Genomic DNA, 25,074 nt, shown 5'->3' on the forward strand with positions numbered 1-25,074 from the left:
AATACTGCGCTGGCTCAAACAAAGTGCGGGGGAGAAAGCAACGCCGGAACAACTTGCCTGCGCGCACAGTCCCTCAGGACGACAGGCCGGGCTGCACGGGCAGGGCTGTGGTGACCTTGACGCGGTCCAGCACGAAGCTGGTCTTGCAATCCTGCACGGAAGGGTGGCGCAGCAGGGTGTCCATCACAAAGCGGCTGTAGTGGGCCATGTCGGCCACCACCACGCGCAGCAGGTAGTCCATGTCACCGGTCAGGGCCACGCATTCCACTACCTCGGGCCAGGTCTGTACGCTGGCGCGGAACAGGTCCAGCGGGTTGCGCTTGCTCGCTTCGGTGAATTTCTCCAGCCGAACGTTGAGGTAGGCCGTCATCGACAAACCTACCGACTCGGGCTTGACGAGGGCCACATAGCGCTCGATCACGCCCATTTCCTCCAGTCGTTTGACGCGGCGCAGCACGGCGCTGGACGATAGACCCACCTGTTCGCCGATCACGTCATAGGTTTCGCGGCCGTTGTGCTGCAGGCGCTGGAGGATGGCGCGGTCCAGTTTGTCCAGAGGGTAGGGTGTGGAATTCATGGCGAAGGCAGGATGGGAAACCGGCGATATTGCACTGCAACAGCGAATGTTCTTCAATTCAGGCAATTTTATTGCATGAATTCAAAGAAAATTGCAGATAAATAATATAAAAGAGAGTTTTCAGGCTTCAAATCGCCAAAAACATGCAGGTCAGAATCGGTACAGTGGCATTGTTTTCCGCGCGGGGCAATCGCCCTCGCGCTCTCGCCTCAAGACGATTCACAGGAGACCTGCGATGACAGCCGCTACCCCCCACCAGACCATCGAATTCACCACCTGGGACAACCCCATGGGCACCGATGGCTTCGAGTTTATCGAATACGCCGCACCCGATCCGGTGGCCATGGGCAAGGTGTTCGAGTCCATGGGTTTCAAGCCTGTCGCACGCCATCGCCACAAGAACGTCACCCTGTACCGCCAGGGCGATATCAACTTCATCATCAATGCCGAGCCCGACAGCTTTGCCCAGCGCTTTGCCCGCCTGCATGGCCCCAGTGTGTGCGCCATTGCGTTCCGCGTGCAGGATGCCAAGGCGGCCTACGAGCGTGCGCAGAACCTGGGCGCCTGGGGTTATGCCGGCCAGGCGGGGCCTGGCGAGCTGAACATTCCCGCGATCAAGGGCATTGGCGACAGTCTGATCTATCTGGTGGACCGCTGGCGCGGCAAGAACGGCGCGCAGCCGGGCGATATCGGCAATATCGGCTTTTTCGACGTCGATTTTGAACCGCTGCCTGGCGTGACCGCCGAAGAAGCGCTCAACCCCAAGGGTTTTGGCCTCACCTATATCGACCACCTGACGCACAACGTGCACCGTGGCCGCATGGACGAGTGGGCGGATTTTTACGAGCGCCTGTTCAACTTCCGCGAGGTCAAGTACTTCGATATTGAAGGACAGGTCACCGGCGTCAAGAGCAAGGCCATGACCAGCCCCTGCGGGAAGATCCGCATTCCGATCAATGAAGAGGGCAAGGAAAAGGCGGGCCAGATTCAGGAATACCTGGATATGTACAACGGCGAAGGCATTCAGCACATCGCCATGGGCTCGAACAACCTGTACGACACCGTGGACCAGTTACGCGCCGGAGGCGTGCGCCTGCTGGACACCATCGATACCTACTATGAGTTGATTGACAAGCGCCTGCCCGACCACGGCGAGAACGTGGCGGAGCTGAAAAAGCGCAAGATTCTGGTGGACGGCGCGGGCCGCAAGCTGCTGCTGCAGATCTTCAGCGAAAACCAGCTGGGTCCGATCTTCTTCGAGTTCATCCAGCGCAAGGGCGACGATGGCTTTGGCAACGGCAACTTCAAGGCGCTGTTCGAAAGCATCGAACTGGACCAGATGCGCCGGGGTGTTTTGTAAGTTTATTGTAAGGATTCCTGGCAGGCGGTAGCCACTCTCTCTATACTCCGGAGCGCTCAACATAGTTACCTTGGAAACATTGTGAAACGCTCTTTTGTATTCGCCGCGCTGCTGTGTGGTTCGGTTTTTGGTGCGCTGGCGCAGAATGCCAGCCAGCCATTGACCTTCGTCGTGCCCTATCCGCCCGGCGGTCCGCTGGACACCTCCGCCCACATGCTGGCCCAAGGCGCCAAGCAGGCGCTGGGCAGCATCACCGTCACCAACAAGCCTGGGGCAGGCGGTGCCACGGGTGCGGCCCTGATCGCCCATGCCAAGCCCCAGGAAAATCTGGTGGTGATGGGCGCCGTGGCGACGCACGCGGTGCTGCCCTACCTGGGAACGCCCCCTGCCTATGACGCGCAGAAGGATTTCAAGCCATTGATCCTGGTCGCTCGCGTGCCCAACGTCCTGGTGATGAAGAAGGAACGCGCGGCGCAACTGGGGATCAAAAGCACATCGGATGCAGTGGCCTATATCAAGGCCAATCCGGGGGGGCTGAAGATGGGTACCGGTGGTAACGGCAGCATTGGTCATATCGCCAGCGAGATGTTCAGGTCGCTGGCCAACCTGCAACTGCAGAACCACCCCTATGCCGGCGCAGCGCCTGCGCAAAAGGCGCTGATGGGCGGTGAGGTGGACATGGTGTTCGACAACCTCGCCTCCGCGCTTCCGCTGATCAACAGTGGCGAGCTGGTGGCCCTGTCCGTGACCACGCCGGATCGCAATGTGGCCTTGCCCAAGGTGCCCAGCGTGAACGAGGCCATGCCTGGTTTCGATGTGGCCACCTGGTTTGGCGTATTTGCCCCGGCCAGCCTGCCCGACAAGGATGCGCAGCGCTATGCCTATGCATTCCAGACGGCGCTGGCCGATCCTCAGTTCAAGGATGCCTATCGCAAGATGGGCATTGCGCCCGAAGACATGCGTTTGCAGGAGTTGTCGCACTTTGTCGGCCAGGAGGGCCGCAAGTTTCAATTTTTGATCAACACGATCAAGATCAAGGCCAACTGAGCGCTTGCGGTTCGCAGGTGCTGGTGGTCTTCTATAACGAGATAGGAGTACACAATGGGACAAGCACCTGTGGTCTATGGTCAATCCGACCGCCCGCCGCGCGGCGACTACAGCCGCGCAAGCAGCGACTACACCTGCGCGCAGGATTACGCGGCCTATACGGAGGCGGACCACGATACCTACCGCCGTCTCTATGCGCGCCAGAAGGCACTGTTGCCCGGGCTGGCCAGTCAGGCGTTCATCGATGCCTTGCCATCGCTCGGCGCCGAAGACCGCATTCCGCGCTTTGAGGACATCAATGCACGCCTCAAGCCTGCCACGGGGTGGGAGATCGTGGCCGTGCCCGGTCTGATTCCGGAAGTGCCCTTTTTCAGCCTGCTGGCCAACCGCCAGTTTCCCGTGACCGACTGGATTCGCAAGCCTGAAGAGTTCGACTACGTGGTCGAGCCCGATATCTTTCACGACCTGTTCGGCCATGTGCCGCTGCTGTTCAACCCGGTGATTGCCGACTTCATCCAGGCCTATGGGCAGGGGGGCTTGCGCGCCTCGGAGCTGGGCGCTTGCGAGCTGCTCTCGCGCGTGTACTGGTACACCATCGAGTTCGGCCTGATCCGCGAGGCAGGTGGCGTCCGGGCCTACGGTGCGGGCATTCTCAGCTCTTCGGGCGAGCTGGCCTACAGTGTGACCAGCCCCGAGCCCCATCGTCTGCCGCTGCAGCTGGAGCGCGCCATGCGCACACGCTACAAGATCGACACCTTCCAGCAGACCTATTTCGTCATCGATTCGATGCAGCAACTGCTGGATTTCGCGGCGACCGATTTTGCCCCGCTGTACGAAAAACTGCGCGAACAGCCCACCATTGCTGCCAACGCCTTGCTGCCAGGCGAAACAACGCTGGCGTCATAGCACGGGCCATGGCACGCCACTGAAGCAGGTAGCCAGAGATTTTCGGGCTTTGGCGCTTGTTGGTATTGTGCCAATTGCTATCAAAATAAAAGCATCTACCGTTGCGAGACGGCAGATGCTTCATGGGTGTGCAGCCTCGCTGGCTCTCAGTTCCAGTTCACTTCGATATTGGTGGGCTGGATGGTGGTGCCATTGGCATTGCTTTGTGCAATCAGCCCTGTCAGCTTTCCGGTGGCAATGACCCAATCCGTATTCACCGCCGGTTGGCCGCCATCCTTCTGGATGGTGTACTGCATCTTGCAGGTCTCAAAGGTACCGAACGCGGTCTGGATGGTTTCGCGTCCCAGGTAGGCCGTCGTCTGAACAACCTGGGTGGTGATGGTCCGGATGGGGTCCGTAAAAACGACGGTAAAACTAGCGGTATGGGGTTGATTGAGCGGGAGGGAAAGTGGCACGGCCAGTGCTGGCGTATATACCTCTGTGTAGCGCAATAGTGCGTTGGGAAGGCCTGCGTTGCCCGAGTTTCCGTGGACATAGCTCATGCCATCTGCATTGTTGGTGTACGTGCTGCGATAGGGCGTTCCTTCGTTGGATTTGACTATTTGGTAGGTCTTCCTCCCTTCGAAAGTGGCTTCGCCTGCTGCCTCGTTGCTGGCCCTTTTGTCCGGCGTGACGTATGTCCAGCTGCTGCCTTTGATAAACGGCCGATCGGACGCAAAGCAAGCCGCGCTCGTATCCGCGACGACCGGCTTGTCGGTGCACTGCACCTTGATGTTTGCGACTATTGCATTGGCCGTGCCACTGCCGTTGGTGACCATGCAAGTCTGCGATTGCGGCTGCGTTGCCACCGTGACGTCGTAAGGCTTGCCAGCTTCCACCTTGGCCGAGAACTCGAACGCACCATTGCTCGACAGCGTCAGATCGTGGATGCCGTTGTTCTGCAGCACCAATGATTTGCCACTGGCCATGCCCGTCACTTCTCCGCCAATGCCATAGGTGGGAGTGGGCAGCGGAGGCGTATCGTCATCATCGTCGCTGCCGCCTCCGCCGCAGGCGGTCAGCACAAGTGCTGTCATCAGCGAAGGCAAAAATACCGTAGATGTGGAGCGCATGCGCATATGTCTTCCTTTGTTGTGGATGTTGTTGAACCTGGAACGCCGCGATGGATGCAGAGCAGACGGCCTTGCAATTCCTGATTTTTAATCAATTTTATATATCAAATCATTTAATGAATCGATGAAATTCTGATCAAGATATAGTCTGTTACCTGGATTTGTTGCACTTTTATCTATGTCGGATCCCTTGTTATCGAGCCCCACGGTTGTCCTGCCTGCCGGCCTTCAATTCATCGAGCGTGGCTGGCTGTCTGCCAACAACACGGTGTTTGCTGCCGGGGTGACGGCTGTGGTGGATACGGGGTACTGCAGCCATGCCGAACAGACCGTGGCGCTGGTGGAATCGGCGCTGCAAGGTGGTCCCCTGCAGTGCCTGGCCAACACCCATCTGCACAGCGACCACTGCGGCGGCAACGCGGCGCTGCAGCAGCGCTGGCCAAGCGCGCGGACCTTCGTTCCACCTGGCCACGCCCAGGCGGTGATGGACTGGGACGAGACGCAGCTGACCTACCGACCCACGGGCCAGGACTGCCCGCGTTTTCGCGCCGATGGCGTGCTGCAGCCAGGAGCAGAGGTGCTGCTGGGCTTGCAGCAGTGGCAGGTGCATGCGGCACCCGGGCATGATCCGCATTCGGTCATTCTGTTCGAGCCGCAATCGCGCACGCTGATATCGGCCGATGCCCTGTGGGAAAACGGCTTTGGCGTAGTTTTTCCGGAGATCGAAGGCATTGCCGCGTTTGACGAAGTCGCCGCCACATTGGATGTCATCGAGCAACTGCAGCCCGCTGTGGTGCTGCCCGGGCACGGCAGCCTGTTTGTGGATGTGGGCGCGGCGCTGGCCACTGCGCGGCGCAGGCTGGAGGGCTTTGCCCGCAGCCCCGAGCGCCATGCGCTTTATGCCGCCAAGGTGCTGCTCAAGTACAAGCTGCTGGAGTGGCAGCAGATGCCTCTGAACCGGGTGTATGCATGGCTGGCTGCCACGCCGTACTACGCCATGCTGCATGCCGCCTATTTCGCCGATCAGCCCGCCAGCGACTGGTATGCCTCTCTGGTGGCCGATCTGGAGCGCTCGGGGGCAGCCTTGCACCAGGGCGAACTGCTGGTGAACCAGTAGGGGAGCGCTGACTGTGTGGAGTTCACTGCTTGTCCAGATTCAGACGCAGCCCTGGCTGCAGGCCTTGCTGACCGGAAGCGGCCTGTGTGCCCTGTTCTGGCTGATCGACCACGCGGGTGCGCATGCGATGGTGCGCTACATCCCCATTGGCACACCCGTCTACCGGCGCAACCTGACGGGTATTCTGCGACGGGTATTGCTGCTGTGCGCAGCCGGACTGCTGGCGGTGAGCGACTATCTGATCCTGTTGCCCAGCGCATGGCAGGGCAGGCTCCCGCTGCTGGTGGTGGCATTGCCGATTGCCGCTGCCATTCTTGTGGTGTGGCTGCTCATCGAATCGCGCCTGGTGCGCCATGTGATTGCGGGCGATACCGCTTTGCGCAGCTGGTGGCAGCAGTACATGCAGGCTCGTTCGCCCAGCTCCATCGGGCAGGAGCCGGCCATGGGCCTGTTTGATTTCCTGCACCTGACGCCAGAGCTGAAGCAGCGCATCTACGGCAGCGAGGCCTATGGCGCGCCATCGCAGCGGCTCAATCGTTTGCTGTATCTGCTCACCTGGGCGCACCTCGTAGTCTGGGTGTATGCCTTGCGCATGCAAACCTAGAATCAAAATGGCAGCTGGCGCTTGGCTGATGGGCGCCAATAGCTATAAAAATAATAGAAACTCGATAAAATCCCATGAAAAAAGCGCCCGAGGGCGCTTTTCTTGCAAGTGCCTTGCAGGCGATGGTGCGGCTCAGGCAGCTTCCCAGCGCTTGAGTACCAAGCAGGCATTGGTGCCACCAAAGCCAAAACTGTTGGAGAGCACCTGCTTAAGCTCGGCCATGCGTGCCTTGGTGACCAGGGGCATATCGCCCACGGCCGGGTCAGGCGTTTCGACATTGGCAGAACCTGCGATGAAGCCCTTCATCAGCATGATCAGGCTGTAGATGGCTTCCTGCACGCCAGTGGCGCCCTGCGAGTGGCCGGTGAGCGACTTGGTGCTGGAGAACGGCGGAATCCGGTTGCCAAACACCTTGCGGATCGCGTGCAGCTCGGGCACGTCGCCCACAGGCGTGGAGGTGCCATGGGTGTTGATGTAATCGATGGATCCATCCAGCCCCTCGATGGCCTGCTGCATGGCCGCCACGGCGCCTTCGCCGGAAGGCGCCACCATGTCTTCGCCATCGGAGGAGATGCCAAAGCCGACGATCTCGCCCAGAATATTGGCGCCGCGCGCCTGGGCGTGCTCCAGGCTCTCCAGAACGAGTGCGCCGCCGCCGCCAGCGATGACAAAGCCATCGCGGTTGGCATCGTAGGGGCGCGACGCCTTTTCAGGCGTTTCGTTGTACTTGCTGGACATGGCGCCCATGCCGTCAAACAGCAGTGCCAGGCCCCAGGAGAGCTCTTCACCGCCGCCGGCAAACATCACATCCTGCATGCCCCAGGCAATCTGCTGCGCGGCTGCGCCAATGCAGTGCGCCGAGGTGGAGCAGGCCGAGGTAATGGAGTAATTGATGCCCTTGATTCTGAAATTGGTCGCCAGGTTGGCAGACACGGTCGAGCCCATGCAGCGCGTGACCTGATAGGGGCCGACGCGGCGGATGCCTTTTTCTCGCAGGGTATCGGCGGCTTCGATCTGATTGGCGGGCGAGCCTCCGCCCGAGCCCATGATGAGGCCGGTACGTGGGTGGCTGATCTGTTCAGGCTTCAGGCCCGCTTGCTCGATCGCCTGCTGCAGCGAGATCTGTGCGTAGGCGGCCGCATCGCCCATGAAGCGCAGTTGCTTGCGGTCGATGAACTCTTCCACATTGATCTGTGGAATGCCGGCCACCTGACTGCGCAGGCCCAGTTCCTTGAACACAGGCATGTGCTGGATGCCGGAGCGCCCTTCGCGCAGCGAAGTCTCCACGGCTTCCAGTCCCACACCGATACAGGAGACGATACCGGCCCCTGTAATGACCACCCTACGCTTCATGCTGCGTTTTCCTTGCCGTCACCGTCACGCAGGAACAGGCCCACGCGCAGATCGTTGGCTACATAGATTTCTTTGCCATCGGCCAGCAGGCGTGCATCGCCGATGGCCATGTTCAGCTTGCGCTTGATCACACGCTTGATGTCGATCTCGTACGTGACCAGTTTCACGTCGGGGCCGACTTCTCCGGTGAACTTCACTTCGCCCGCGCCCAGCGCGCGGCCGCGGCCCGGCAGGCGCAGCCAGGTCAGGTAAAAACCGATCAGCTGCCACATGGCATCCAGCCCCAGGCAGCCCGGCATGACCGGGTCGCCCTGGAAGTGGCACTTGAAGAACCACAGTTCCGGATTGACATCCAGCTCCGCCACAATCTTTCCCAGCCCGTGCGCGCCGCCGTTCTCGTCAATATGGGTGATGCGATCGAACATCAGCATCGGCGGCAGTGGCAGACGGCCACTTTCGGGGGTAAACAACTTGCCCTCACCAGAGGCGATCAGTTGCTCATAGGAAAAAGATTCAGCCATTGAATATCCAGTCAGTCCAACTCCAGGGATCCGGGGCGCAGTCATGGGCCGCTTTTCCCGGACGGCAGCTAAACACTGCCGCTATCCATTATCCAGCTTTATCGCGCAAATGCAGCCATACATAGCCGTGGACTGCACTGTGCTTTGTCGAAAAAAAGCACGCTTTGGTCGTTTTTAACAGCACTTACATTTGATGCTTGCCAGCCCTGAAGATGCCGGAAAGTCAACATGCATGGCGCATGTTCTGGTCGTGTGGCATGCATCTGCATGCAGTTGCCGTCATCATCGGCGATCTCGCGTACCCCGGGTGCTGCGGGGTTAATCACTGGCGTGACCGCGTCAGCATGGCTCCTGCCAGCACCACCAAGCCTGCCAGCCAGAGCGGCCACAGGCCAAAATGACCGGCCCAGCGCGCAAATGGGGTGGGGGGCACATCCACGCCCTGTACCTTGGCCTGCAGCACGGCGCGGGTCTGGTGGGGCAGGGCGTGCTCTACCTGGCCCCTGTGGTTGATGATGGCTGTGGAGCCGGTGTTGGTGGCGCGAATCATCGGGCGCGCCAGCTCCAGGCTGCGCATGCGGCTGATCTGCAGATGCTGGTCAATCGCAATCGAGCCGCCGAACCAGGCGATATTGCTGGCATTGACCAGGATGGTGGGCGCAGCGGCTGCATCGACAAAGCGGGTGGCCAGCTCTTCGCCAAACAGGTCTTCATAGCAGATGTTGGGCGCCCAGCGTTCGCCCGCCCAGGCCAGCGATGGCTGGTTCATGCCCCCCCGGTTGAAGTCGCCCAGCGGAATCTGCATCAGATCGGTGAACCAGCGGAACATGGGCGGAATGAACTCGCCAAACGGTACCAGATGGTGCTTGTCATAGCGGTAGGCAGCAGGCTGCCCGGGCGCCAGGCCCACCATCGAATTGGTGTAGCCCACTTCAAAATCGCCCAGTGGCACGCCAATCAATGCGGCCTGCCTGCCGCTGGAAAAGCGCTCTTGCAGTGCGGGCCAGTAATTGTCCGGCGTCTGGCGCAGCAGTACTGGAATGGCGGTTTCCGGCGCAATCACCATATCCGCCTGGCTGGCCTTCAGTTGCTCCGCATACCAGCTGAGCGCCTGCGGAATGCCTGAGCTGGGCTGGAATTTTTCACCCTGGGAGATATTGCCCTGCAACAGTTCGATAGAGACGGGCGGGCGGCTGGTGCCGGTGGCGGAATCCTGTTGCGTTTGATGGGTTATCCACAGCGCTGCTGCAAACAGGGCCACAGCCGCATAGCTTTGCCACTGGAATGCATGGCGTGCCCGCAGGCCGCCCAGCACCACGGCGATGGCCGCTGCCACCGCGCCAATGCCGTACACCCCGACAAAAGGCGCAAGGCCCGCCAGGGGTCCATCGGTGTGGGCATAGCCACCCGCCCCCCAGGGAAAGCCGGTCCACCACTGCCCCCGAGCCAGCTCGCCCAGCAGCCATAACGCGGCAAACAGCAGTACGGCGCGGGTCAGGCGCTCACCCTTATAGGCGACGAACAGTCCGCAGGCTGCGGCGTAATAGCTTGCAAGAAACGCGGCCAGTGCAAGAACGGCCAATACCGCCAGCGGGGCAGCCAATCCACCATAGACGTGCATCGATATGAACAGCCACCAGAAGGTGGCGCACAGCCATGCCGTGGCAAAGCCCCAGCCCAGCAGCACCCCATGCCAGGCGCGCTGCTGGCGGCTGAGCATGGCCGGCAATGCGGCCAGCGACACGATCTGCAGCCACCACAGGGGCTGGCCATACCAGGCTTCATACCCGTCCAGCCGCCACGGCCAGGCCAGCGACCAGGCCTGCAGCACCCCGGCCACGATGGAGAGCAACAGGAAAAGCCACGGAAAGCGGCGCGGCGTCTCATACAGCGAAAAGGATGCGGGCACGGTAGGGCAGCAATGGGGTTACGTCAAAACAAAAACGGCAGCGACGTCACCGTCTGCTGCCGCCTTGCGCACTATACGCGATGCGTATGGCGCCTGGGCCGTGCGCCGTGATCAGGCATCTGCCTCGGGGTCTGACACGGGCGCAGCCCGCTGCACGCGGAACCAGCGCACGGCACCGCCCTTGGTCAGCAGCACTTCGAAGTGCAGGCCGCCCAGCATGATGTGCTCGCCGCGCTTGGGCACATGGCCCAGTTCATGAGCGATCAGGCCGCCAATGGTTTCGAAGGATTCGTCGGCGTCGCTGCTCTCCAGCGTGACCTTGAACGCGTCGGCCACACGCTCGACCGGCGTGTCTCCGGAGATGCGGAAGGTGTCGTCGGCCAGCGCAAAGATATCGCCTTCTTCCTCGGGCAGGTCGAATTCGTCCTCGATCTCGCCAACGATCTGCTCCAGCACGTCTTCGATCGTGACCAGACCGGCCACGCGGCCGAACTCATCGATGACGATCGCCAAATGGTTGCGGTTGCCGCGAAATTCGCGCAGCAGATCGTTGAGCCCCTTGCTCTCCGGTACGAACACTGCCGGGCGCAGCAGGGAGCGGATATTGAGCTGGGGCGAGCGCTGGAGCTTGAGCAGATCCTTGGCCAGCAGGATGCCAATGATGTTTTCCTGCTCGCCCTGGAAGACTGGGAAGCGTGAGTGCGCAGTGTTGATGACGGTGTGCAGCACCGATTCGAAATCGGAGTCGATGTCCACCAGGTCCATGCGCGTCGCGGCAACCATCACGTCGCCTGCGGTCATGTCCTCCATCCGGATCACGCGTTCCAGCATGACGCGCGAGTCGGCATTGATTACATCGTTGTTTTCGGCTTCGGCCAGGGTTTCGATCAGTTCATCGGGTGAATCTGGCGCCGGGTGGATGAACTCCACCACCTTTTGCAAAAAGGTTTTTTTGTCTTCCTTGTCAGGGAATCGCGAAGGATGGGGGTCTGACACTGTCTTGGAATGCAGGACGTGCGGTAGTGAAACAAGCTGCCAGCATAACGGATTGAAAAATTCCTCCGATTTCGCTGTTGATTGCCGTGGCCAGGTTTCCGCACCGCCCGGGTTGAGGTAATTTGAGCTGCCAGCGCACACTGGCAGGGTGTAGGTTGCTATTGATCGGTGAGTGACCCTGTCCTGCTTCTGTCTTTTTTCTGTCCTATTCGCCTTGCGTGGCCGCCAGGCTTTCCAGAATGATCTTGAGTTGGGGGCTCATCGGCAGGCCCAGGGTCTGGCCGGTCGGCAGCTTTTTCAGAAACCAGCGGTTGTACTGGCGTTCGATCTCACCATCGGCTGCCAGCGCCTGAAATGCTTCCGTCACCAGTTGCGCCATGGGGGCGTCGCCCTTGCGATACATCAGCCCGTAGGGGTCGTAGGACAGGAAATCGCCGACGACGGCATACTGCTCGCGCGCTCCCGGCGTTTGCGCCACCAGGCCGTAGAGCAGCACGTCGTCGGTGGCAAAGGCATCGGCCGCGCCGCTCGTGACCTGCGCAAAGGACTCGGCATGGTCGCGCATGGACATGATCTGCAGGTTCAACTGAAAACGGGTGGAGAGGTCGCGCATGGTCTTCTCGTTCGTGGTACCTGCGGTCACGGCCACTTTTTTGCCAGAAAGTCCCATGTAGTCGCGCACTGGCGATCCCTTTTTGACCAGCAGCTTGGTGCCCGAGACAAAAAAGGTGGGCGAAAACGCCACGGTCTGCTGGCGTTCCTTGTTGCTGGTGGTTGAGCCGCATTCCAGGTCGGCCTGGCCGCTGGTGATCGCGTCCATGCGCGTGGCCGAGGTCACGGGTACCCAGCGGATTGACAGCGGCTTGTGCACGGCCACTTCCATGGCATGCACCACCGCCTTGCATAACTCAATGGAGTAGCCAATGGGCTTTCCGCGTGCATCCAGATACGAAAACGGCACCGAGCTGTCCCGGTAGGCCAGGGCCACCTCGCCCTTCTGGTGGACTTTGGCCAGAGTACCCGTCAGCGCCACCGGGGCGGCTGGTGCCTGGGCACTGGCAGCCAGCGGCGCGAGCGCCAGCAGCAGCAACCAGGGGCGCACCCGGCACAGTCTGGAGATGGAGCGTATCACCGCGCGCATCATCAGGCGACGTCCGGTGTGGGGAGGGGATGGGCCGCCAGGGCCGCCTCGGCATCCAGCTTGCGGGCCAGTTCGGCGGCTTCGGCTTCGGGCAGCAGTTCGCCCTCCCACTTGGCGACAACGGCGGAGGCGATGGAGTTGCCCACCGCATTGGTGGCCGAGCGACCCATGTCGAGGAAGGTATCGACCCCCAGGATCAGCAGCAGGCCAGCTTCCGGAATGTTGAACTGGTTGAGCGTTGCGGCAATCACCACCAGCGAAGCGCGCGGAACGCCTGCCATGCCCTTGGACGTCAGCATCAGGATCAGCAGCATGGTGATCTGCGTGGACATGGGCAGATGAATGCCATAGGCCTGTGCAATGAACAAGGTGGCAAAGGTGCAGTACATCATTGAGCCGTCGAGGTTGAACGAGTACCCCATCGGCATGACGAAGCTGGAAATCTTGCGCTTGACGCCAAAACGGTCGAGTGCGTCGAGGATCTTGGGATAGGCCGCTTCGGAACTGGCGGTGGCAAACGACAGCATGAAGGCTTCCTTGATCAGCACAATCAGCTTGAAAATGCGTGGGCCAAGGAATACAAAGCCCGCACTCACCAGAAGTGCCCACAGCAGGAACAGGCCCAGGTAGAAGTCGCCCATGAACACGGCGAATTTGAGCAGGATGCCCAGGCCGTTCACCGCCACGGTGGCGGCCATGGCCGCCAGCACCGCCAGTGGAGCGAGCTTCATCACATAGCCGGTGATCTTGAGCATCACATGCGAGAGTTCATCAATCGCAGCCACCAGGGTCTTGCCTTTTTCGCCCAGCGCGGACAGTGCCACGCCAAAGAACATCGAGAACACGACAATCTGCAGGATTTCGTTGTTGGCCATGGCCTCGGCGAAGGATTTGGGAATCAGGTGATTGACAAATTCCTTCAGCGTGAATTTGCCGGTGGCCAGATTGGCGGAGGCGCCGATATCGGGCAGCGGCAGGCCCAGGTTGTGGCCGGGCTGCAGCACATTGGCCAGCACCAGACCCAGCACCAGAGATACGAGGGAGGCTGTGACAAACCACAGCATGGCCTTCAGGAACACCCGTCCCACCGATGCTGCATCGCCCATGTGTGCAATGCCGACCACCAGGGTCGAGAACACCAGCGGGCCGATCAGCATCTTGATGAGCCGCAGGAATACATCGGAGACGATGGAGATGTAGCCCGCAATATCCTTTGCGGCGCCCTTGTCGGGGAACTCGATGTAGATCAGGTAGCCGATCAAGATGCCCAGTACCATCGCGCCCAGGATCAGGAACGCGACCGGGATGCCTTTTTTGCCCGCTGCAGAAGCCATGGTAATAATCCTTTTTTGCTATCGATTGTTTTCAATACATAGCTTACATCCATGCCATGGCGGCCAGCCATCTTCTCCCCCCTCGGTTTTTACCTAGTTGACCTAGGTTATATAAACTGCCTTTAACGCTGCAGAGGCCGTGGCACATGGAGGACAGCGCTTGCTGTTCAGCACTGCTTGCAGGGCTCTTGAGCGGCTTTCTCAGGCGGGGCTTTCGTCCTCATCGTCCTTGGGCATGGCGGCAAAGCTGATACCGCCGAGCAGCAGCATCACCAGGGCAAACAGATAGACGGCATTGGCAATGCCCAGGCTCAGGCTGTAGCCCCAGGCGATGGCGGCGCACCACAGACTGTCGTTGTACAAGGCCGTGCATTGCGATTGTTGCGGCATGTGCACGTACCAGACCACGGCCACGACAGCAAAGGCCAGCGCCGCCAGCACTCCAAGCACGTTGCGGTGAAAGCGCAGCATCACCAGCAGCGATACCGGCACCAGGGTGCCCCAGACAAACATCATCAGCCAACTGGCCATGGGCGCCTGGGCGAGCCAATGCTCCAGAGGCTTCCAGTGCGCCTGTGCCTGAACCAGATTGAGCGCATCGCGCACCAGCGGCAGGGCCAACGCCGCAATGCCGATGCACAGCAGCAGGACGCCCAGGCAAACGCGCCGCGCACTGAAATGCGCGTGCCGACCCTGTGGCGCGGTTTGCATGGAGGCGTGGGGGTTTGCATGCGTGATGACAGCCATGGTGGTCTCCTTGTGGTGGCTGTCTTGCCTGGCCGCAGGCACGGTATTGCGCACTTGCGGCGGGCATTGCAGCCCTGGGTGACTCCGCTCCTGCTTCTTTTCGGAAGCGCAGCGCGGCATGTGAGTGCAGTGGTGGCCCGTTGAGGAACCTCCTCTGAACCGTGGTTTCAATATAGACCGATTCGGTAGTGGAAGCTAGAGGCCAGAGGCGCATCCGCTCATGGCTGAATATGCGGAAATTTCATTAGCAAGCTTGTTTTTATTCGTTTTTGATTTGTAGGCCGAGGCCTAAATTGGTGGCTATACCCATCTTTCGAATGAAAAGGCTCCTGCGATGACTACCTTGGAAATCTCTCTTCCGCCCGCTCTGGAAGCCGCCTGGCAGCAGGCGCAGTTGCAAGGGCTGGGCTACGCCGGAGGCGTATCGCCCACACAGGCCTGGCAACTGGTGCAGCAGGGCTTGGCGGTGCTGGTGGATGTGCGCTCTGCGGAAGAGCTGAAGTTTGTCGGCCATGTACCCGGCAGCGTGCATGTGCCCTGGGCGACCGGTACGGCGCTGACGCGCAATCCCCGTTTTGTGCGCGAGTTGGAATCCAGACTCGCGGCGCATGGCGGGAAGGAGGCCGTCGCTCTGCTGCTGTGCCGCAGTGGCAAGCGCTCGGTCCTTGCGGCGCAGGCGGCTGCTGCAGCGGGTTTTACGCAGGTGTTCAATGTGCTGGAAGGATTTGAAGGCGAGATCGACGCCACGCAGCACCGTGGCGGCAGCGATGGCTGGCGCTTTCACCACCTCCCCTGGGTGCAGGATTGAGGAGCGTGCCATGACGACCAGTTCTTTCCCCATAGACGAAGTCAGCGCCGCGCTGGCCCAGGCGCGCCAGCAATGGCGCCAGGCGCACCAGCGCACGCAGGAGCCGGGCGGGCGTGAATTCCCTTCACGCGATGCACTCGCCCAGGTAGTGGCCCAGCTCAAGGGTGTGCTGTTTCCCATGCGGCTGGGGCCGCATGATCTGCTGCAAGAGAGTGAAAACTACTACGTCGCGCATACGCTGGATGCCGCCCTGCATGGCCTGCAGGCGCAGATTGCACTGGAGCTGCGCTACGGCAGGCGCGACCTGGCGGAGGCGGTCAGCCAGGCCCATGGGCTGACGCACCAGTTTGCGCTGGCGCTGCCCGGCATCCGGCATCTGCTCGACACCGATGTACAGGCCGCTTACGAGGGAGACCCCGCTGCGCGCACGGTCGATGAGGTGCTGCTGTGCTATCCCGGCGTGCTGGCGCTTATCCACCACCGCCTCGCGCACCAGCTCTACGAGCAAGGCCTGCCGCTTTTGGCCCGCATCGTGGCCGAGCTGGCGCACAGTGAAACCGGCATCGACATCCACCCGGGCGCGCAGATCGGCGCGGGCTTTTTCATCGACCATGGCACCGGCGTCGTGATCGGCGAGACCGCCGTCATCGGCCGCAGGGTGCGTATCTACCAGGCGGTGACTTTGGGGGCCAAGCGGTTTGAGCAGGACGCGCAGGGTCACCTGCAAAAAGGCCTGCCACGCCACCCGGTGGTGGAAGACGGTGTGGTGATCTATGCGGGCGCCACGATCCTGGGGCGCGTCACCCTGGGCGCGGGGGCCGTGATCGGCGGCAATGTGTGGCTGACGCAGGATGTGCCGCCAGGCGCCAGCGTGACGCAGGCCTCGCTGCAGGCGCAGGCACTCTCCCAGGCCGAGCGGCGCGTACGGCTGGCGGTGGAGGCGGCGCTATGAATGGTTTTTCCCACCATTTCGGGCTGGCTGTGCGCCAGTCGCGCGAGGCGCTGGGCTGGTCGCAGGAGCAACTGGCGGCGCGCGCGGATCTGAACCGTTCCTACGTTGGCGAGGTGGAGCGCGGGCGGGTGGCGGTATCGCTGGCCACCGTGGGCAAGCTGGCGCGTGCCATGGATCTGGCGCAGTCCGCCCTGGTGCAGCGCGGCGAAACCCTGCACCAGCATTACCTGGCGCGGTCCGCACAGATTCAGCACCTCTGCAGCCAGGCGCCAGCCACTGTTTAGCCACTTGGCGGCTATAGCCGGTTGAGCGCGGCAAGGCGCTCGCCAACAATTTCGGCATCCCTCAACCTTCCTTTCGATCACAACGGAGTGCTTTATGACAGCAAATGTGGGCGGTACCACCGCTTTGGGCGATGTGGCAGCACGCCAGTTGGCCAATGCCACCAAGACAGTTCCCCAACTCGCAACCATCAGCCCGCGCTGGCTCACCCACTTGCTGCAGTGGGTGCCGGTGGAGGCGGGCATCTACCGGCTCAACCAGGTCAAGAACCCTGAAGCCATCAAGGTGGCATGCACCGCCAAGGAGCACGAGAACCAGCTGCCCCGCACCTTTGTCGAGTACGAAGAGGCACCGCGCGAGTTCTATCTGAACGCCGTCAGCACCGTGCTGGATGTGCACACCCGCGTGTCCGACCTCTACAGCAGCCCGCACGACCAGATCAAGGAGCAGCTGCGCCTGACCATCGAGACGATCAAGGAAAACCAGGAAAGCGAGCTGATCAACAACCCCGACTACGGCTTGCTGGCCCAGGTGACGGACGAGCAGCGCATCTTCCCCTTGACCGGAGCGCCCACGCCCGATGACCTGGACGAGCTGCTGACCAAGGTGTGGAAGGAGCCTGCGTTCTTTCTGGCCCATCCGCTGACCATTGCCGCCTTTGGCCGCGAGGCCACGCGCCGCGGCACGCCGCCGCCTACCGTCAGCCTGTTCGGCAGCCAGTTCATCACCTGGCGCGGTGTGCCGCTGATCCCTTCGGACAAGGTGCCGGTGGCCGATGGCAAGAGCAAGATCTTGCTGCTGCGTGTGGGCGACAAGCGCCAGGGCGTGGTGGGGCTGTTTCAGCCCGGCCTGCCGGGCGAGCAGGGGCCGGGGCTGTCGGTGCGCTTCATGGGCATCAACAATCATGCCATCGCCAGCTATCTGATTTCACTGTACTGCTCGCTGGCCGTGCTCACCCCCGATGCGCTGGCGGTTCTGGATGACGTGGAAATCAACAAGTACCACGACTACCCCGATACCTATAAATAAGCGAAGGGGGCTGCCATGGTTTCCACCGTCACGGGCGCGCCGGATCTGGCGACCGCGCCCATTTCCCCTGAGGTGCTGGCGCAGATGGCCAGCGCCTTGTTCAGCGAGCGCCCGGGTGCTGGCGCTGTGCCGCCAGGCATACAGGCGCCCGTCAATATCGCGCCGCCGGGTTCGCCCCTGGCGAGCCCTGCAGGTCTGGGCCCGGGCGTGCCGGGCACACCGATACCGCAGGGCGTGGCACCGGGTGCCAACCTGCTGCCGGCTTCGCCAACGCCCGTGCTGTCGCTCGCCCACCGGGCGCCTGCCTTGCTGCCGCATGCGCAGGCCGGCAACGGCGTGCCCGACAACGTGCTGAGCAATCTGCCCGCTTACGAGCCGCGCCTGGGCAGCAGTGTGCAAGGCGTGCCGCAGGCGGTGCCAGTCGATGTCAAAACCGATTCTCATGCGCATGCAGAAAGCGCGAGCAGCTATTATTTTTTACAGCAATCGCCAGCGGTACCAGTGCAAGAGGATGGCCTGCTGGCATTGGCCCAGCAGGCCCGTGCTGGCGCACCTGCCTCCGGTTTAGATGGCATTGATCTGCGCGGGCCGCGCGGCGCAAGTGCGGCGGCAGCAGCACCGGCTTCTTCTGGCGCACCGCAGTACTACTTTGCCCACGCAGTTCAGCTGCCGAGCGGCTTTGTCACACCGGCCAAGCCCCATCCACACGGCGAGCAGGGCAGAACCCCGCAGTCGCAGGCAGACCGCCACCCGCCTTTTGATATCAACGCGGTACGGCGGGACTTCCCGATTCTGGCCGAGCGCGTGAATGGACAGCAGCTGGTCTGGCTGGACAATGCCGCCACCACGCACAAGCCGCGCCAGGTGATCGAGCGCATCCGGCATTTCTACGAACACGAAAACTCCAACATCCACCGCGCGGCCCACACGCTGGCCGCCCGCGCCACGGATGCCTACGAGCATGCGCGCGAAGTGGTGCGCCGTTTCATCCATGCGCCTGACGCGCGCGAGGTGATCTTTGTGCGTGGCACCACCGAGGCGATCAACCTGGTGGCCAAGGCCTGGGGCGGGCAGAATGTGGGCGAAGGCGACGAAATCATCGTCAGCCACCTGGAGCACCATGCCAACATCGTGCCCTGGCAGCAACTGGCGCAGGCCAAGGGTGCGCGGCTGCGCGTGATTCCGGTAGACGAGCAGGGCCAGATCCGCCTGGACGAATACCAGAAGCTGCTGAACGACCGCACCAGGATCGTCGCCATTGGCCATGTCTCCAACGTGCTGGGCACGGTGGTGCCGGTCAGGGAGGTGGTGCAGATCGCCCGCCAGCGCGGCATCGCCACCTTGGTGGACGGCGCGCAGTCGATTGCGCATACGCCGGTCGATGTACAGGACATTGGCGCGGACTTCTTCGTCTTCTCCGGCCACAAGATCTTCGCGCCCACCGGCATCGGCGTGCTGTGGGGGCGGCGCGAAGTGCTTGAAGCCATGCCGCCCTGGCAGGGCGGCGGCAACATGATTGCGGATGTGACCTTTGAGAAAACCGTGTTCCAGCCACTGCCCAATACCTTCGAGGCGGGCACCGGCAACATTGCCGATGCCGTGGGCCTGGGCGCGGCGCTGGAGTACGTGGAGCGCATCGGCATCCATGCCATCAGCCAGTACGAGCATGCGCTGGTTGATTACGGCATGCAGCAGCTGGCTGCCATCCCCGGCCTGCGTCTCATCGGCACCGTGCCGGGCAAGGCGAGCGTGCTGTCTTTCACCCTGGCCGGTTACACCACGGAAGAAGTCGGCAAGGCGCTGAACGACGAGGGCATTGCCGTGCGCACAGGCCACCATTGCGCCCAGCCCATTCTGCGGCGCTTTGGCGTGGAGACTGCGGTACGGCCTTCGGTTGCTTTCTACAACACCTTTGACGAGATCGATCAATTGGTGGCGGTGGTGCGGCGGCTGGCAGGCCAGAGGCGTTGAACGGTGTAAGGCCGGGCGCGCATTGCCGCTGCATGACGCTTGTCAACGCATTGGCGGATTTGCAGGCAGGCAAGTGCGCAAAGGCGCAAAACAAAGAAGGGAGCGTTGCTACGCTCCCTTCTTCAAGCTGCCTGCCCCTGTAGAAACGCGCATCGCGCGGCCTTCAGCGGCAATACCGCATCAGCTGGTGTGCTTGCGGCTGCGCCGCTGGCGCAGCAATGCCGCCATGCCGATCAAGGCGCTCAGCCCACCCAAGGCCAGCGGCGCGTTGGTGGGCACGGGCGCGGGCGTGCGAGGTTGTACCGTGTCTTTCACCAAGGTATTGATGATGGTTAAGGTTTGCGTGCTCGCAGAGACCATGGGCGTGCTGGCCGCAGGCAGGTTGGCCGGGCCCCAGCGGTAGCCCGCTGGAGGAGTCGGCAACGCGCCTTCTTCCACCGAGCAGGTGCTGCCAGCTGCGACAGTGATGGGGGCCGCGCTGCCCTGGTTGCTGGCGACGGCAATGCTGCCCGCCTGCGTGAAAGCAGGTGTGGAGCAGGTCAGCGTGAATGGAATGGCGCCGCTGAAGGCGGGCACGCCGGCAGGAACATTCACCTGCTTGGCGACGGTGATGGTGCCAGTGCCAAGCTGCGATTGCAGATACCAGTCGTTGCCCACTTTCACCAGGCTGTAGACGTAGTTGCCCTGGGTGACGACTCCGCCTTCCAGCGAGAAAACGGCGTTGGAGTTGCCTGTTACCTGCGCGACGAGAATGCCGTTGCCATCGCCGGTGGTTGTGGTGTCTGCGCCGGGGCAGGCTGCATCAATGAATGGCGTCACCTTCAGCACGGTGGTGCCGCTGGTGTCGCCCGCGACCCGGAGAACATCCGACGCCGCACCGCTGCCTGCGAGGCAGGTATCCACCGCCAGCGTGGCACCATTGCTGCCGGCGTAGCTTGGCTGCACGGTCAGTACATCGTCAGGCGCGCCGTCCACCAGGTTGACGGTGGAGGCGTCCGAGCTCACCGGCCCGTTCATCACGAACGCTGCCGCTCCCGCCTTGAAGGCGTTGAGTGTCGACCCTGCCGTCATGCCGAATGTAGTGTAGGTGGATGTCTTGTCGCCGTTGCTTTTTTCCACCAGGCTCCAGGTGGATGCATTGTTCACCGCCACATTCAGTGTCGATGTTGCATAGGACTGGTTGGTCAGGCCCTTGGCAATACTGCCGTGGTCCAGCGTCAGCGCCACGGAACTGGGGGTCGTGGAACTGCGGTATTTAATGATGTCGATCAAGTAGCCATTGCTCGCTGCCGTCAGATCAGAGGCATTGTCAAACAGCATCTGCACGCCTTGCTGGCCGCTGTCAGCCATCAGCAGTGGGGCAGTAGTGGATTGGGTCTTGACGGTGGCCCTGCCAAAGAGAGCCTGGATGCCTTGCGAATCCACGTTGCTACCCCAGTCGTCAATCCCGATCGCCAGGGCAGAGCGGCTGGCGTTGATGCTGGCGGAACTGTTGGCGCCATTGGCAAGCAATTGTGAGCCGCTGACGGCCATTTTGATGGCCGGGCTCATGTACGGCTGGTAGGGAAAGAACAGTGGGCCTGTGCCTGATTGCCAGGCCGGGTCCATGTCAATGCTCAAGGCGCCGTTGGAGACAAGCAGTCCCTTGCCTGTGCCCACGGCCCGGGATTTGCCAACCTTGATAGCGCTGCTGTCAGTGGTTTGGGTACCGGTTTTTACCATCTTGATGGTGGCATTGCCCAGGATGACTTGCGAGATGGCTTCGTTGCCACTGGTGTCGGTGCCTGCGCCCGAAACGTAAATGCCCTCGATGCGTCCACCCGTCAGCGTCATGTTCAGGGTGTTCTTGATTTCGATCTTGCCTGCGCTGCCTCCATTGGACGAACCTGCGCCCTGAATGGCGCGCAGGCCGCTGTTCAAAATGGGCTGGGAGAAAGGACCTACGCCGCCTGCCGTGGTCTGGTTGATGGTTGCGTTGTCAAGCGTGATGGTGGAGTACTTGCCGTTGTTGCTGGCAGGCTCGCCTGCGTCCACGGAGGAGCCTGCCAGCACGGCATAGGACGCTACCCCGCCGCTGGAGTTGCCACCGGTGTAGTTGCTGTTGGAGGTCAGGTTGAAGTTGCTGCCATTCATGGCCACCGTAGAGTGGGTGCCAATACCACCGATGCCGCCACCGCTGCCGCTGTTGGCCAGGTTGGCCGTCACATCGGTGAAATTGATGCTGCCGTGGGTGAGGAACTGGTTGCCGATTGCGGAAAAACCATTGGCACCGGTATAGGAAATATTCGTCGCTCCGATCGTGACGACATCGTTGGGTGCTGTCAGGGCGCTTCGCGTCAGAACATACCAACTGGCCGCAGAACCTAATGCCGTGGGCGAGCTGGTCGTTGCGGGCACTTCGTTGCAATTCGTTGGCAACGGTGCCCCTGTCCATCCTGCAAGATAGGAGCCATTTGCATCAGGCGTGCAGGTGACTGCCCAGACCGAGTTGGAGGCCGCTGCAGCCAGCACTACGGCAACCACAGTGGTTTTTCCGATCCGCCGTGTGGCCTCCGAACACGCCACCCAGGCACCCAGCGCCGCATTCCACTTGTTGGTATAGACCTTATTCATATGCGCCCCTTTTCGGAAATGGATGCTTCGGCGTCGGATTGCTAACGAATATTGAAATTCACCTTTGCGCGAAGCTCTTTGCAAGAAGCATATGAAATTTATTAATCAATGACAAATTATTTGATTATTGAATTGATAAATGGAGAGAACTTTCCGTAAAAGTGGATCACTTGCTTGAGGGAGGCGAATGACAAAGATGTGAGTACCCAGACAGCGGCCCTTTCGGCCCGGCCTGACGAAGGGGAGTGTCGGCCGTTCCTGAGCTTCGATATTCTGTGTCGTCAGCAGGCGGATGGCTCAGCCTCGTGATGGCAGCGCCTGCACCGCATCCACCACTTCCTGCACGCTCAGCACTTCGCTCAGCACCACCGGGGCCTTGCCCGGTGCGTAGAGCACATAAACCGGCACGCCGCTGCGGCCCAGCTGGTTGAGGGCTGCTGTAATGGCGGGGTCCTGGCGGGTCCAGTCGGCCCGCAGCAGGGTGACCTGCTTGCCGTCAAAGGCCTGCAGCACCTCGGGATTGCTGAGCGTGGTGCGCTTGTTGTACTGGCAGGTCACGCACCAGGCGGCGGTGAAGTCCACGAACACAGGGCGACCTGCGGCGTTAGTCTCTGCCACCAGCGCCGCCGACCACGGATGCCAGCGTGCATTGGGCTGGGCTGCACTGGCGATCTGGGGTTCTGGGTTGGAGAGATTTTTGCCTGTAGCGCTTATCAGATAAGCGCCTCCAGCTATCAAAAGAATAGAAAGCACCCAGCGCGTGCGGCCCTGCAGCGTCAGTGCCCAGATCAGCGCGGCCAGCAGTACCAGCAAGGCCAGCAGGGTGGCGGCGCCATCGATACCGCTTTGCTGGCCCAGCACCCATACCAGCCAGACCACCGTAGCAAACATCGGGAAGGCCATGGCGCGGCGGAAGGTGTCCATCCATGCCCCTGGGCGTGGCAGCCAGCGCACCACGGCTGGCACCCAGCTGGCCAGCAGGTAAGGCAGGGCCATGCCGATACCCAGTGCGGCAAAAATCAGCAGCGCTTGCCCTGCCGGCATGCTGATGGCAAGCCCCATGGAGGCGCCCATGAATGGAGCGGTACACGGAGAGGCGATGGCCACGGCCAGCACACCGCTCAGAAATGCATTGGTGAGCGGACTGCTGGCCTGCTTGCCTGCCAGGCTGCTGGGCACAAAATGGCCAAACTCGAACAGGCCCGCCAGATTGAGGCCGATCACGGTAAACAGGGTTGCCAGCAGTGCCACTACCAGGGGCGACTGCAACTGAAAGCCCCAGCCCAACTGCTGCCCGGCTGCACGCAGGGCCAGCAAGAGGCCTCCCAGCGCCAGAAAGGACAGCACCACGCCTGCTGTGTAGGCCAGGCCTGCCATGCGTTGCTCGCGCAACTGGTTGCCGTGGCCAGCGAAGCCCAGCACCTTGATCGCCAGGATCGGAAACACGCAGGGCATCAGGTTCAGAATGAGGCCGCCGATCAGGCCGCCCAGCAAAGCCAGCCACAGGCTGCCCGACGCTGCTGGCGGTGCCGCTGGGGCAGCGCCTTGCTGCTCGGCATTTTTGGCCAATGCGGCAGCCAGCTCGGGCGATACCTGGGCCACGGCAGCGGCTTGCCATTGGCCGCTGATGGGGGCGACGGTGCGCCAGGCAACGGTGCTGCCCATTGCGGTGCGTTCGGCGGTGGTCAGCACCAGGGGCAGTTCAGCGGGGGTGTCGCCACGCGCGTCCGACAGCGGTACGGTGGCAGTCCAGACGGGGCCGTCCCACTGCTGGGTGAAGTCCTTGCCGGCTTCCATCGCATGGTGCAGGGTGTTGGCGGTTTCGGGCAACACCTGCAGCAATTGGTTCTGCAGCGGAGCGGGCAAGCCGGAGACGCGCAGTTGCAGCTTGCTGCCCTCCACGGTGGCACTGCTCTCACCTTGCAGCGCAATGGGCTCCTGGGCATGGGCGGTCGCAAATTCGGCGGCATACATGCCGGTGCTGCTCTTGGCCGGAATGGTCAGACTGAAGCTGCCTTCCTCAGGAATGCATTCCACCCGGCATACCAGCCAGCTCGCCTTGAGCTGCACCGTGGCGCTGGTGCTGTCTGCGGCGAACGTGGTGGGAATCTGCACTTTGACGGGGAGCAGCACCTTGCCTTCATAGCCGTAGTTCACCAGATTGCCAATGCGGATCGGGTGGGGCGTTGGCCAGGCGATGTCGGCGGCATCCCAGCCGGGGGGGAGCTGCCACTCCAGCTGAGTCGGCAGACCGGAGTCGCCAGGGTTCTTCCAGTAGGTATGCCATTGCGGCTGGTGTTCGATCAGCAGGCCCAGTTCAATGGCTTTGCCCGGAACGATGCCATCAGGCGCATTGGCCACCAGTTCGGCGCGCACCCTGGGCGTGGTGACGACATGGCTGCCCGTGCCGCCGGTTGCCGGGGTATCCATGGCTGGGGCATTGCCGTTGCCACCAATATTGAGCTTGATTTGGGCGTTGGCGCCCGTCCACAGAGCGCTGGTAGCTATGAAAAGAAGAGTAAAAAACAGCGCCCGCAAAGGCAGGCGCTTGCCGTCATATGCCATGTAAAACCCCAAATCGCTCCAATGCCGGCCCATCCGCGAGGCGCGTGGTGTGCCGATGTCCAGCCTGATGTGTTCCGTGCGCAAGCTCGTTCGGCCCGCGCGCTGACCATATTAGTCACTCCCTGTCGGA

At 61.8% G+C, this 25,074-nt stretch carries 21 protein-coding genes; 10 read left to right on the plus strand and 11 right to left on the minus strand.

Features of this window, described 5'->3' with window-relative positions; all coding sequences use genetic code 11:
* Positions 1-73 precede the first annotated feature (73 nt).
* Positions 74-577 carry an Lrp/AsnC family transcriptional regulator gene (locus ABIE32_RS09670; protein ID WP_224150441.1) on the minus strand — a complete coding sequence of 168 codons (504 nt, stop codon included), beginning with the start codon at positions 575-577 and terminating at the stop codon, positions 74-76.
* Positions 578-812: 235 nt separating this feature from the next.
* On the opposite strand from ABIE32_RS09670, the gene hppD reads away from it, so the two are divergent.
* The 3 genes from hppD (at position 813) to phhA (ending at position 3,890) form a co-directional block, all read left to right on the plus strand.
* Positions 813-1,937, plus strand: coding sequence for a 4-hydroxyphenylpyruvate dioxygenase (gene hppD / locus ABIE32_RS09675; RefSeq protein WP_224150440.1), 1,125 nt, complete (start codon positions 813-815; stop codon positions 1,935-1,937).
* Between the two features lie 81 nt (positions 1,938-2,018).
* Positions 2,019-2,984: a Bug family tripartite tricarboxylate transporter substrate binding protein gene (locus tag ABIE32_RS09680; RefSeq protein ID WP_429015566.1), complete on the plus strand. Its 966-nt coding sequence runs from the start codon at positions 2,019-2,021 to the stop codon at positions 2,982-2,984.
* 54 nt (positions 2,985-3,038) lie between these two features.
* Complete coding sequence (phhA, locus tag ABIE32_RS09685; protein WP_429015569.1) at positions 3,039-3,890, plus strand: phenylalanine 4-monooxygenase; 852 nt, start codon at positions 3,039-3,041, stop codon at positions 3,888-3,890.
* A 146-nt stretch (positions 3,891-4,036) separates the two neighbouring features.
* Here the strand turns inward: phhA and ABIE32_RS09690 are convergent, their stop codons facing one another.
* Entirely contained in the window at positions 4,037-5,008 is a 972-nt protein-coding gene (locus ABIE32_RS09690; RefSeq protein ID WP_429015571.1) for a hypothetical protein, read from the minus strand.
* Between the two features lie 172 nt (positions 5,009-5,180).
* Between ABIE32_RS09690 and ABIE32_RS09695 the strand changes: the two genes are divergently transcribed.
* On the plus strand, positions 5,181-6,119 hold the full coding sequence (locus ABIE32_RS09695) for an MBL fold metallo-hydrolase (RefSeq protein ID WP_429015573.1): 939 nt from the start codon (positions 5,181-5,183) through the stop codon (positions 6,117-6,119).
* Positions 6,120-6,132: 13 nt separating this feature from the next.
* Complete coding sequence (locus ABIE32_RS09700) at positions 6,133-6,723, plus strand: hypothetical protein (RefSeq protein ID WP_429015576.1); 591 nt, start codon at positions 6,133-6,135, stop codon at positions 6,721-6,723.
* A 132-nt stretch (positions 6,724-6,855) separates the two neighbouring features.
* Here ABIE32_RS09700 and fabB read toward each other — a convergent pair whose 3' ends face one another.
* The 7 genes from fabB to ABIE32_RS09735 form a co-directional block, all read right to left on the minus strand.
* Positions 6,856-8,076, minus strand: a complete 1,221-nt coding sequence (gene fabB / locus ABIE32_RS09705; protein WP_224150434.1) for a beta-ketoacyl-ACP synthase I — start codon at positions 8,074-8,076, stop codon at positions 6,856-6,858.
* Entirely contained in the window at positions 8,073-8,597 is a 525-nt protein-coding gene (fabA, locus tag ABIE32_RS09710; RefSeq protein WP_184704072.1) for a bifunctional 3-hydroxydecanoyl-ACP dehydratase/trans-2-decenoyl-ACP isomerase, read from the minus strand. Before fabA ends, fabB begins: the two co-directional genes overlap by 4 nt.
* Before the next feature lie 322 nt (positions 8,598-8,919).
* Positions 8,920-10,506 (minus strand): apolipoprotein N-acyltransferase, encoded by a 1,587-nt coding sequence (gene lnt, locus ABIE32_RS09715; protein WP_429015578.1) that lies wholly within the window; start codon positions 10,504-10,506, stop codon positions 8,920-8,922.
* Positions 10,507-10,617: 111 nt separating this feature from the next.
* Positions 10,618-11,502, minus strand: a complete 885-nt coding sequence (locus tag ABIE32_RS09720; protein ID WP_224150432.1) for an HlyC/CorC family transporter — start codon at positions 11,500-11,502, stop codon at positions 10,618-10,620.
* A gap of 205 nt (positions 11,503-11,707) precedes the next feature.
* Positions 11,708-12,643: an amino acid ABC transporter substrate-binding protein gene (locus ABIE32_RS09725; RefSeq protein ID WP_429015579.1), complete on the minus strand. Its 936-nt coding sequence runs from the start codon at positions 12,641-12,643 to the stop codon at positions 11,708-11,710.
* Positions 12,644-12,645: 2 nt separating this feature from the next.
* On the minus strand, positions 12,646-13,977 hold the full coding sequence (locus ABIE32_RS09730) for a dicarboxylate/amino acid:cation symporter (RefSeq protein WP_224150430.1): 1,332 nt from the start codon (positions 13,975-13,977) through the stop codon (positions 12,646-12,648).
* A gap of 201 nt (positions 13,978-14,178) precedes the next feature.
* Entirely contained in the window at positions 14,179-14,724 is a 546-nt protein-coding gene (locus tag ABIE32_RS09735) for a hypothetical protein (RefSeq protein WP_429015583.1), read from the minus strand.
* Positions 14,725-15,058: 334 nt separating this feature from the next.
* On the opposite strand from ABIE32_RS09735, the gene ABIE32_RS09740 reads away from it, so the two are divergent.
* From ABIE32_RS09740 to ABIE32_RS09760, 5 genes are all read left to right on the plus strand, one after another.
* Positions 15,059-15,532 carry a rhodanese-like domain-containing protein gene (locus tag ABIE32_RS09740; protein ID WP_429015585.1) on the plus strand — a complete coding sequence of 158 codons (474 nt, stop codon included), beginning with the start codon at positions 15,059-15,061 and terminating at the stop codon, positions 15,530-15,532.
* 10 nt (positions 15,533-15,542) lie between these two features.
* Positions 15,543-16,484: a serine O-acetyltransferase EpsC gene (gene epsC / locus ABIE32_RS09745; protein WP_429015586.1), complete on the plus strand. Its 942-nt coding sequence runs from the start codon at positions 15,543-15,545 to the stop codon at positions 16,482-16,484.
* Positions 16,481-16,768 carry a helix-turn-helix domain-containing protein gene (locus ABIE32_RS09750; RefSeq protein ID WP_224150426.1) on the plus strand — a complete coding sequence of 96 codons (288 nt, stop codon included), beginning with the start codon at positions 16,481-16,483 and terminating at the stop codon, positions 16,766-16,768. The genes epsC and ABIE32_RS09750 overlap by 4 nt, the downstream gene beginning before the upstream one ends.
* Positions 16,769-16,862: 94 nt before the next feature.
* The gene (locus ABIE32_RS09755; RefSeq protein ID WP_184704056.1) at positions 16,863-17,795 is read left to right on the plus strand and encodes a family 2A encapsulin nanocompartment shell protein; all 933 of its coding nucleotides are present in this window, start codon (positions 16,863-16,865) and stop codon (positions 17,793-17,795) included.
* Between the two features lie 15 nt (positions 17,796-17,810).
* A complete protein-coding gene (locus ABIE32_RS09760) occupies positions 17,811-19,766 on the plus strand; it encodes a family 2A encapsulin nanocompartment cargo protein cysteine desulfurase (protein ID WP_429015590.1) in 1,956 nt (651 codons plus the stop codon).
* Positions 19,767-19,946: 180 nt separating this feature from the next.
* On the opposite strand, the gene ABIE32_RS09765 is transcribed toward ABIE32_RS09760, so the two are convergent.
* Together ABIE32_RS09765 and ABIE32_RS09770 are read right to left on the minus strand one after the other, a co-directional pair.
* Positions 19,947-22,379, minus strand: coding sequence for an ESPR-type extended signal peptide-containing protein (locus tag ABIE32_RS09765; protein WP_429015593.1), 2,433 nt, complete (start codon positions 22,377-22,379; stop codon positions 19,947-19,949).
* A 297-nt stretch (positions 22,380-22,676) separates the two neighbouring features.
* Entirely contained in the window at positions 22,677-24,944 is a 2,268-nt protein-coding gene (locus tag ABIE32_RS09770) for a protein-disulfide reductase DsbD family protein (protein ID WP_429015595.1), read from the minus strand.
* Between the last annotated feature and the right edge of the window lie 130 nt (positions 24,945-25,074).

The sequence above is a fragment of the Comamonas sp. 4034 genome (assembly GCF_050434545.1).
Lineage (GTDB): Bacteria > Pseudomonadota > Gammaproteobacteria > Burkholderiales > Burkholderiaceae_C > Comamonas > Comamonas odontotermitis.

What these genes read in the sequence shown, in the direction of transcription:
- ABIE32_RS09670 (WP_224150441.1), bottom strand. Translation starts at nt 577, where the DNA reads ATGAATTCCACACCCTACCCTCTGGACAAACTGGACCGCGCCATCCTC.
- hppD (WP_224150440.1), top strand. Translation starts at nt 813, where the DNA reads ATGACAGCCGCTACCCCCCACCAGACCATCGAATTCACCACCTGGGAC.
- phhA (WP_429015569.1), top strand. Translation starts at nt 3,039, where the DNA reads ATGGGACAAGCACCTGTGGTCTATGGTCAATCCGACCGCCCGCCGCGC.
- ABIE32_RS09690 (WP_429015571.1), bottom strand. Translation starts at nt 5,008, where the DNA reads ATGCGCATGCGCTCCACATCTACGGTATTTTTGCCTTCGCTGATGACA.
- ABIE32_RS09695 (WP_429015573.1), top strand. Translation starts at nt 5,181, where the DNA reads ATGTCGGATCCCTTGTTATCGAGCCCCACGGTTGTCCTGCCTGCCGGC.
- fabB (WP_224150434.1), bottom strand. Translation starts at nt 8,076, where the DNA reads ATGAAGCGTAGGGTGGTCATTACAGGGGCCGGTATCGTCTCCTGTATC.
- fabA (WP_184704072.1), bottom strand. Translation starts at nt 8,597, where the DNA reads ATGGCTGAATCTTTTTCCTATGAGCAACTGATCGCCTCTGGTGAGGGC.
- ABIE32_RS09725 (WP_429015579.1), bottom strand. Translation starts at nt 12,643, where the DNA reads ATGCGCGCGGTGATACGCTCCATCTCCAGACTGTGCCGGGTGCGCCCC.
- ABIE32_RS09730 (WP_224150430.1), bottom strand. Translation starts at nt 13,977, where the DNA reads ATGGCTTCTGCAGCGGGCAAAAAAGGCATCCCGGTCGCGTTCCTGATC.
- ABIE32_RS09735 (WP_429015583.1), bottom strand. Translation starts at nt 14,724, where the DNA reads ATGGCTGTCATCACGCATGCAAACCCCCACGCCTCCATGCAAACCGCG.
- ABIE32_RS09740 (WP_429015585.1), top strand. Translation starts at nt 15,059, where the DNA reads ATGACTACCTTGGAAATCTCTCTTCCGCCCGCTCTGGAAGCCGCCTGG.
- epsC (WP_429015586.1), top strand. Translation starts at nt 15,543, where the DNA reads ATGACGACCAGTTCTTTCCCCATAGACGAAGTCAGCGCCGCGCTGGCC.
- ABIE32_RS09750 (WP_224150426.1), top strand. Translation starts at nt 16,481, where the DNA reads ATGAATGGTTTTTCCCACCATTTCGGGCTGGCTGTGCGCCAGTCGCGC.
- ABIE32_RS09755 (WP_184704056.1), top strand. Translation starts at nt 16,863, where the DNA reads ATGACAGCAAATGTGGGCGGTACCACCGCTTTGGGCGATGTGGCAGCA.
- ABIE32_RS09760 (WP_429015590.1), top strand. Translation starts at nt 17,811, where the DNA reads ATGGTTTCCACCGTCACGGGCGCGCCGGATCTGGCGACCGCGCCCATT.
- ABIE32_RS09765 (WP_429015593.1), bottom strand. Translation starts at nt 22,379, where the DNA reads ATGAATAAGGTCTATACCAACAAGTGGAATGCGGCGCTGGGTGCCTGG.
- ABIE32_RS09770 (WP_429015595.1), bottom strand. Translation starts at nt 24,944, where the DNA reads ATGGCATATGACGGCAAGCGCCTGCCTTTGCGGGCGCTGTTTTTTACT.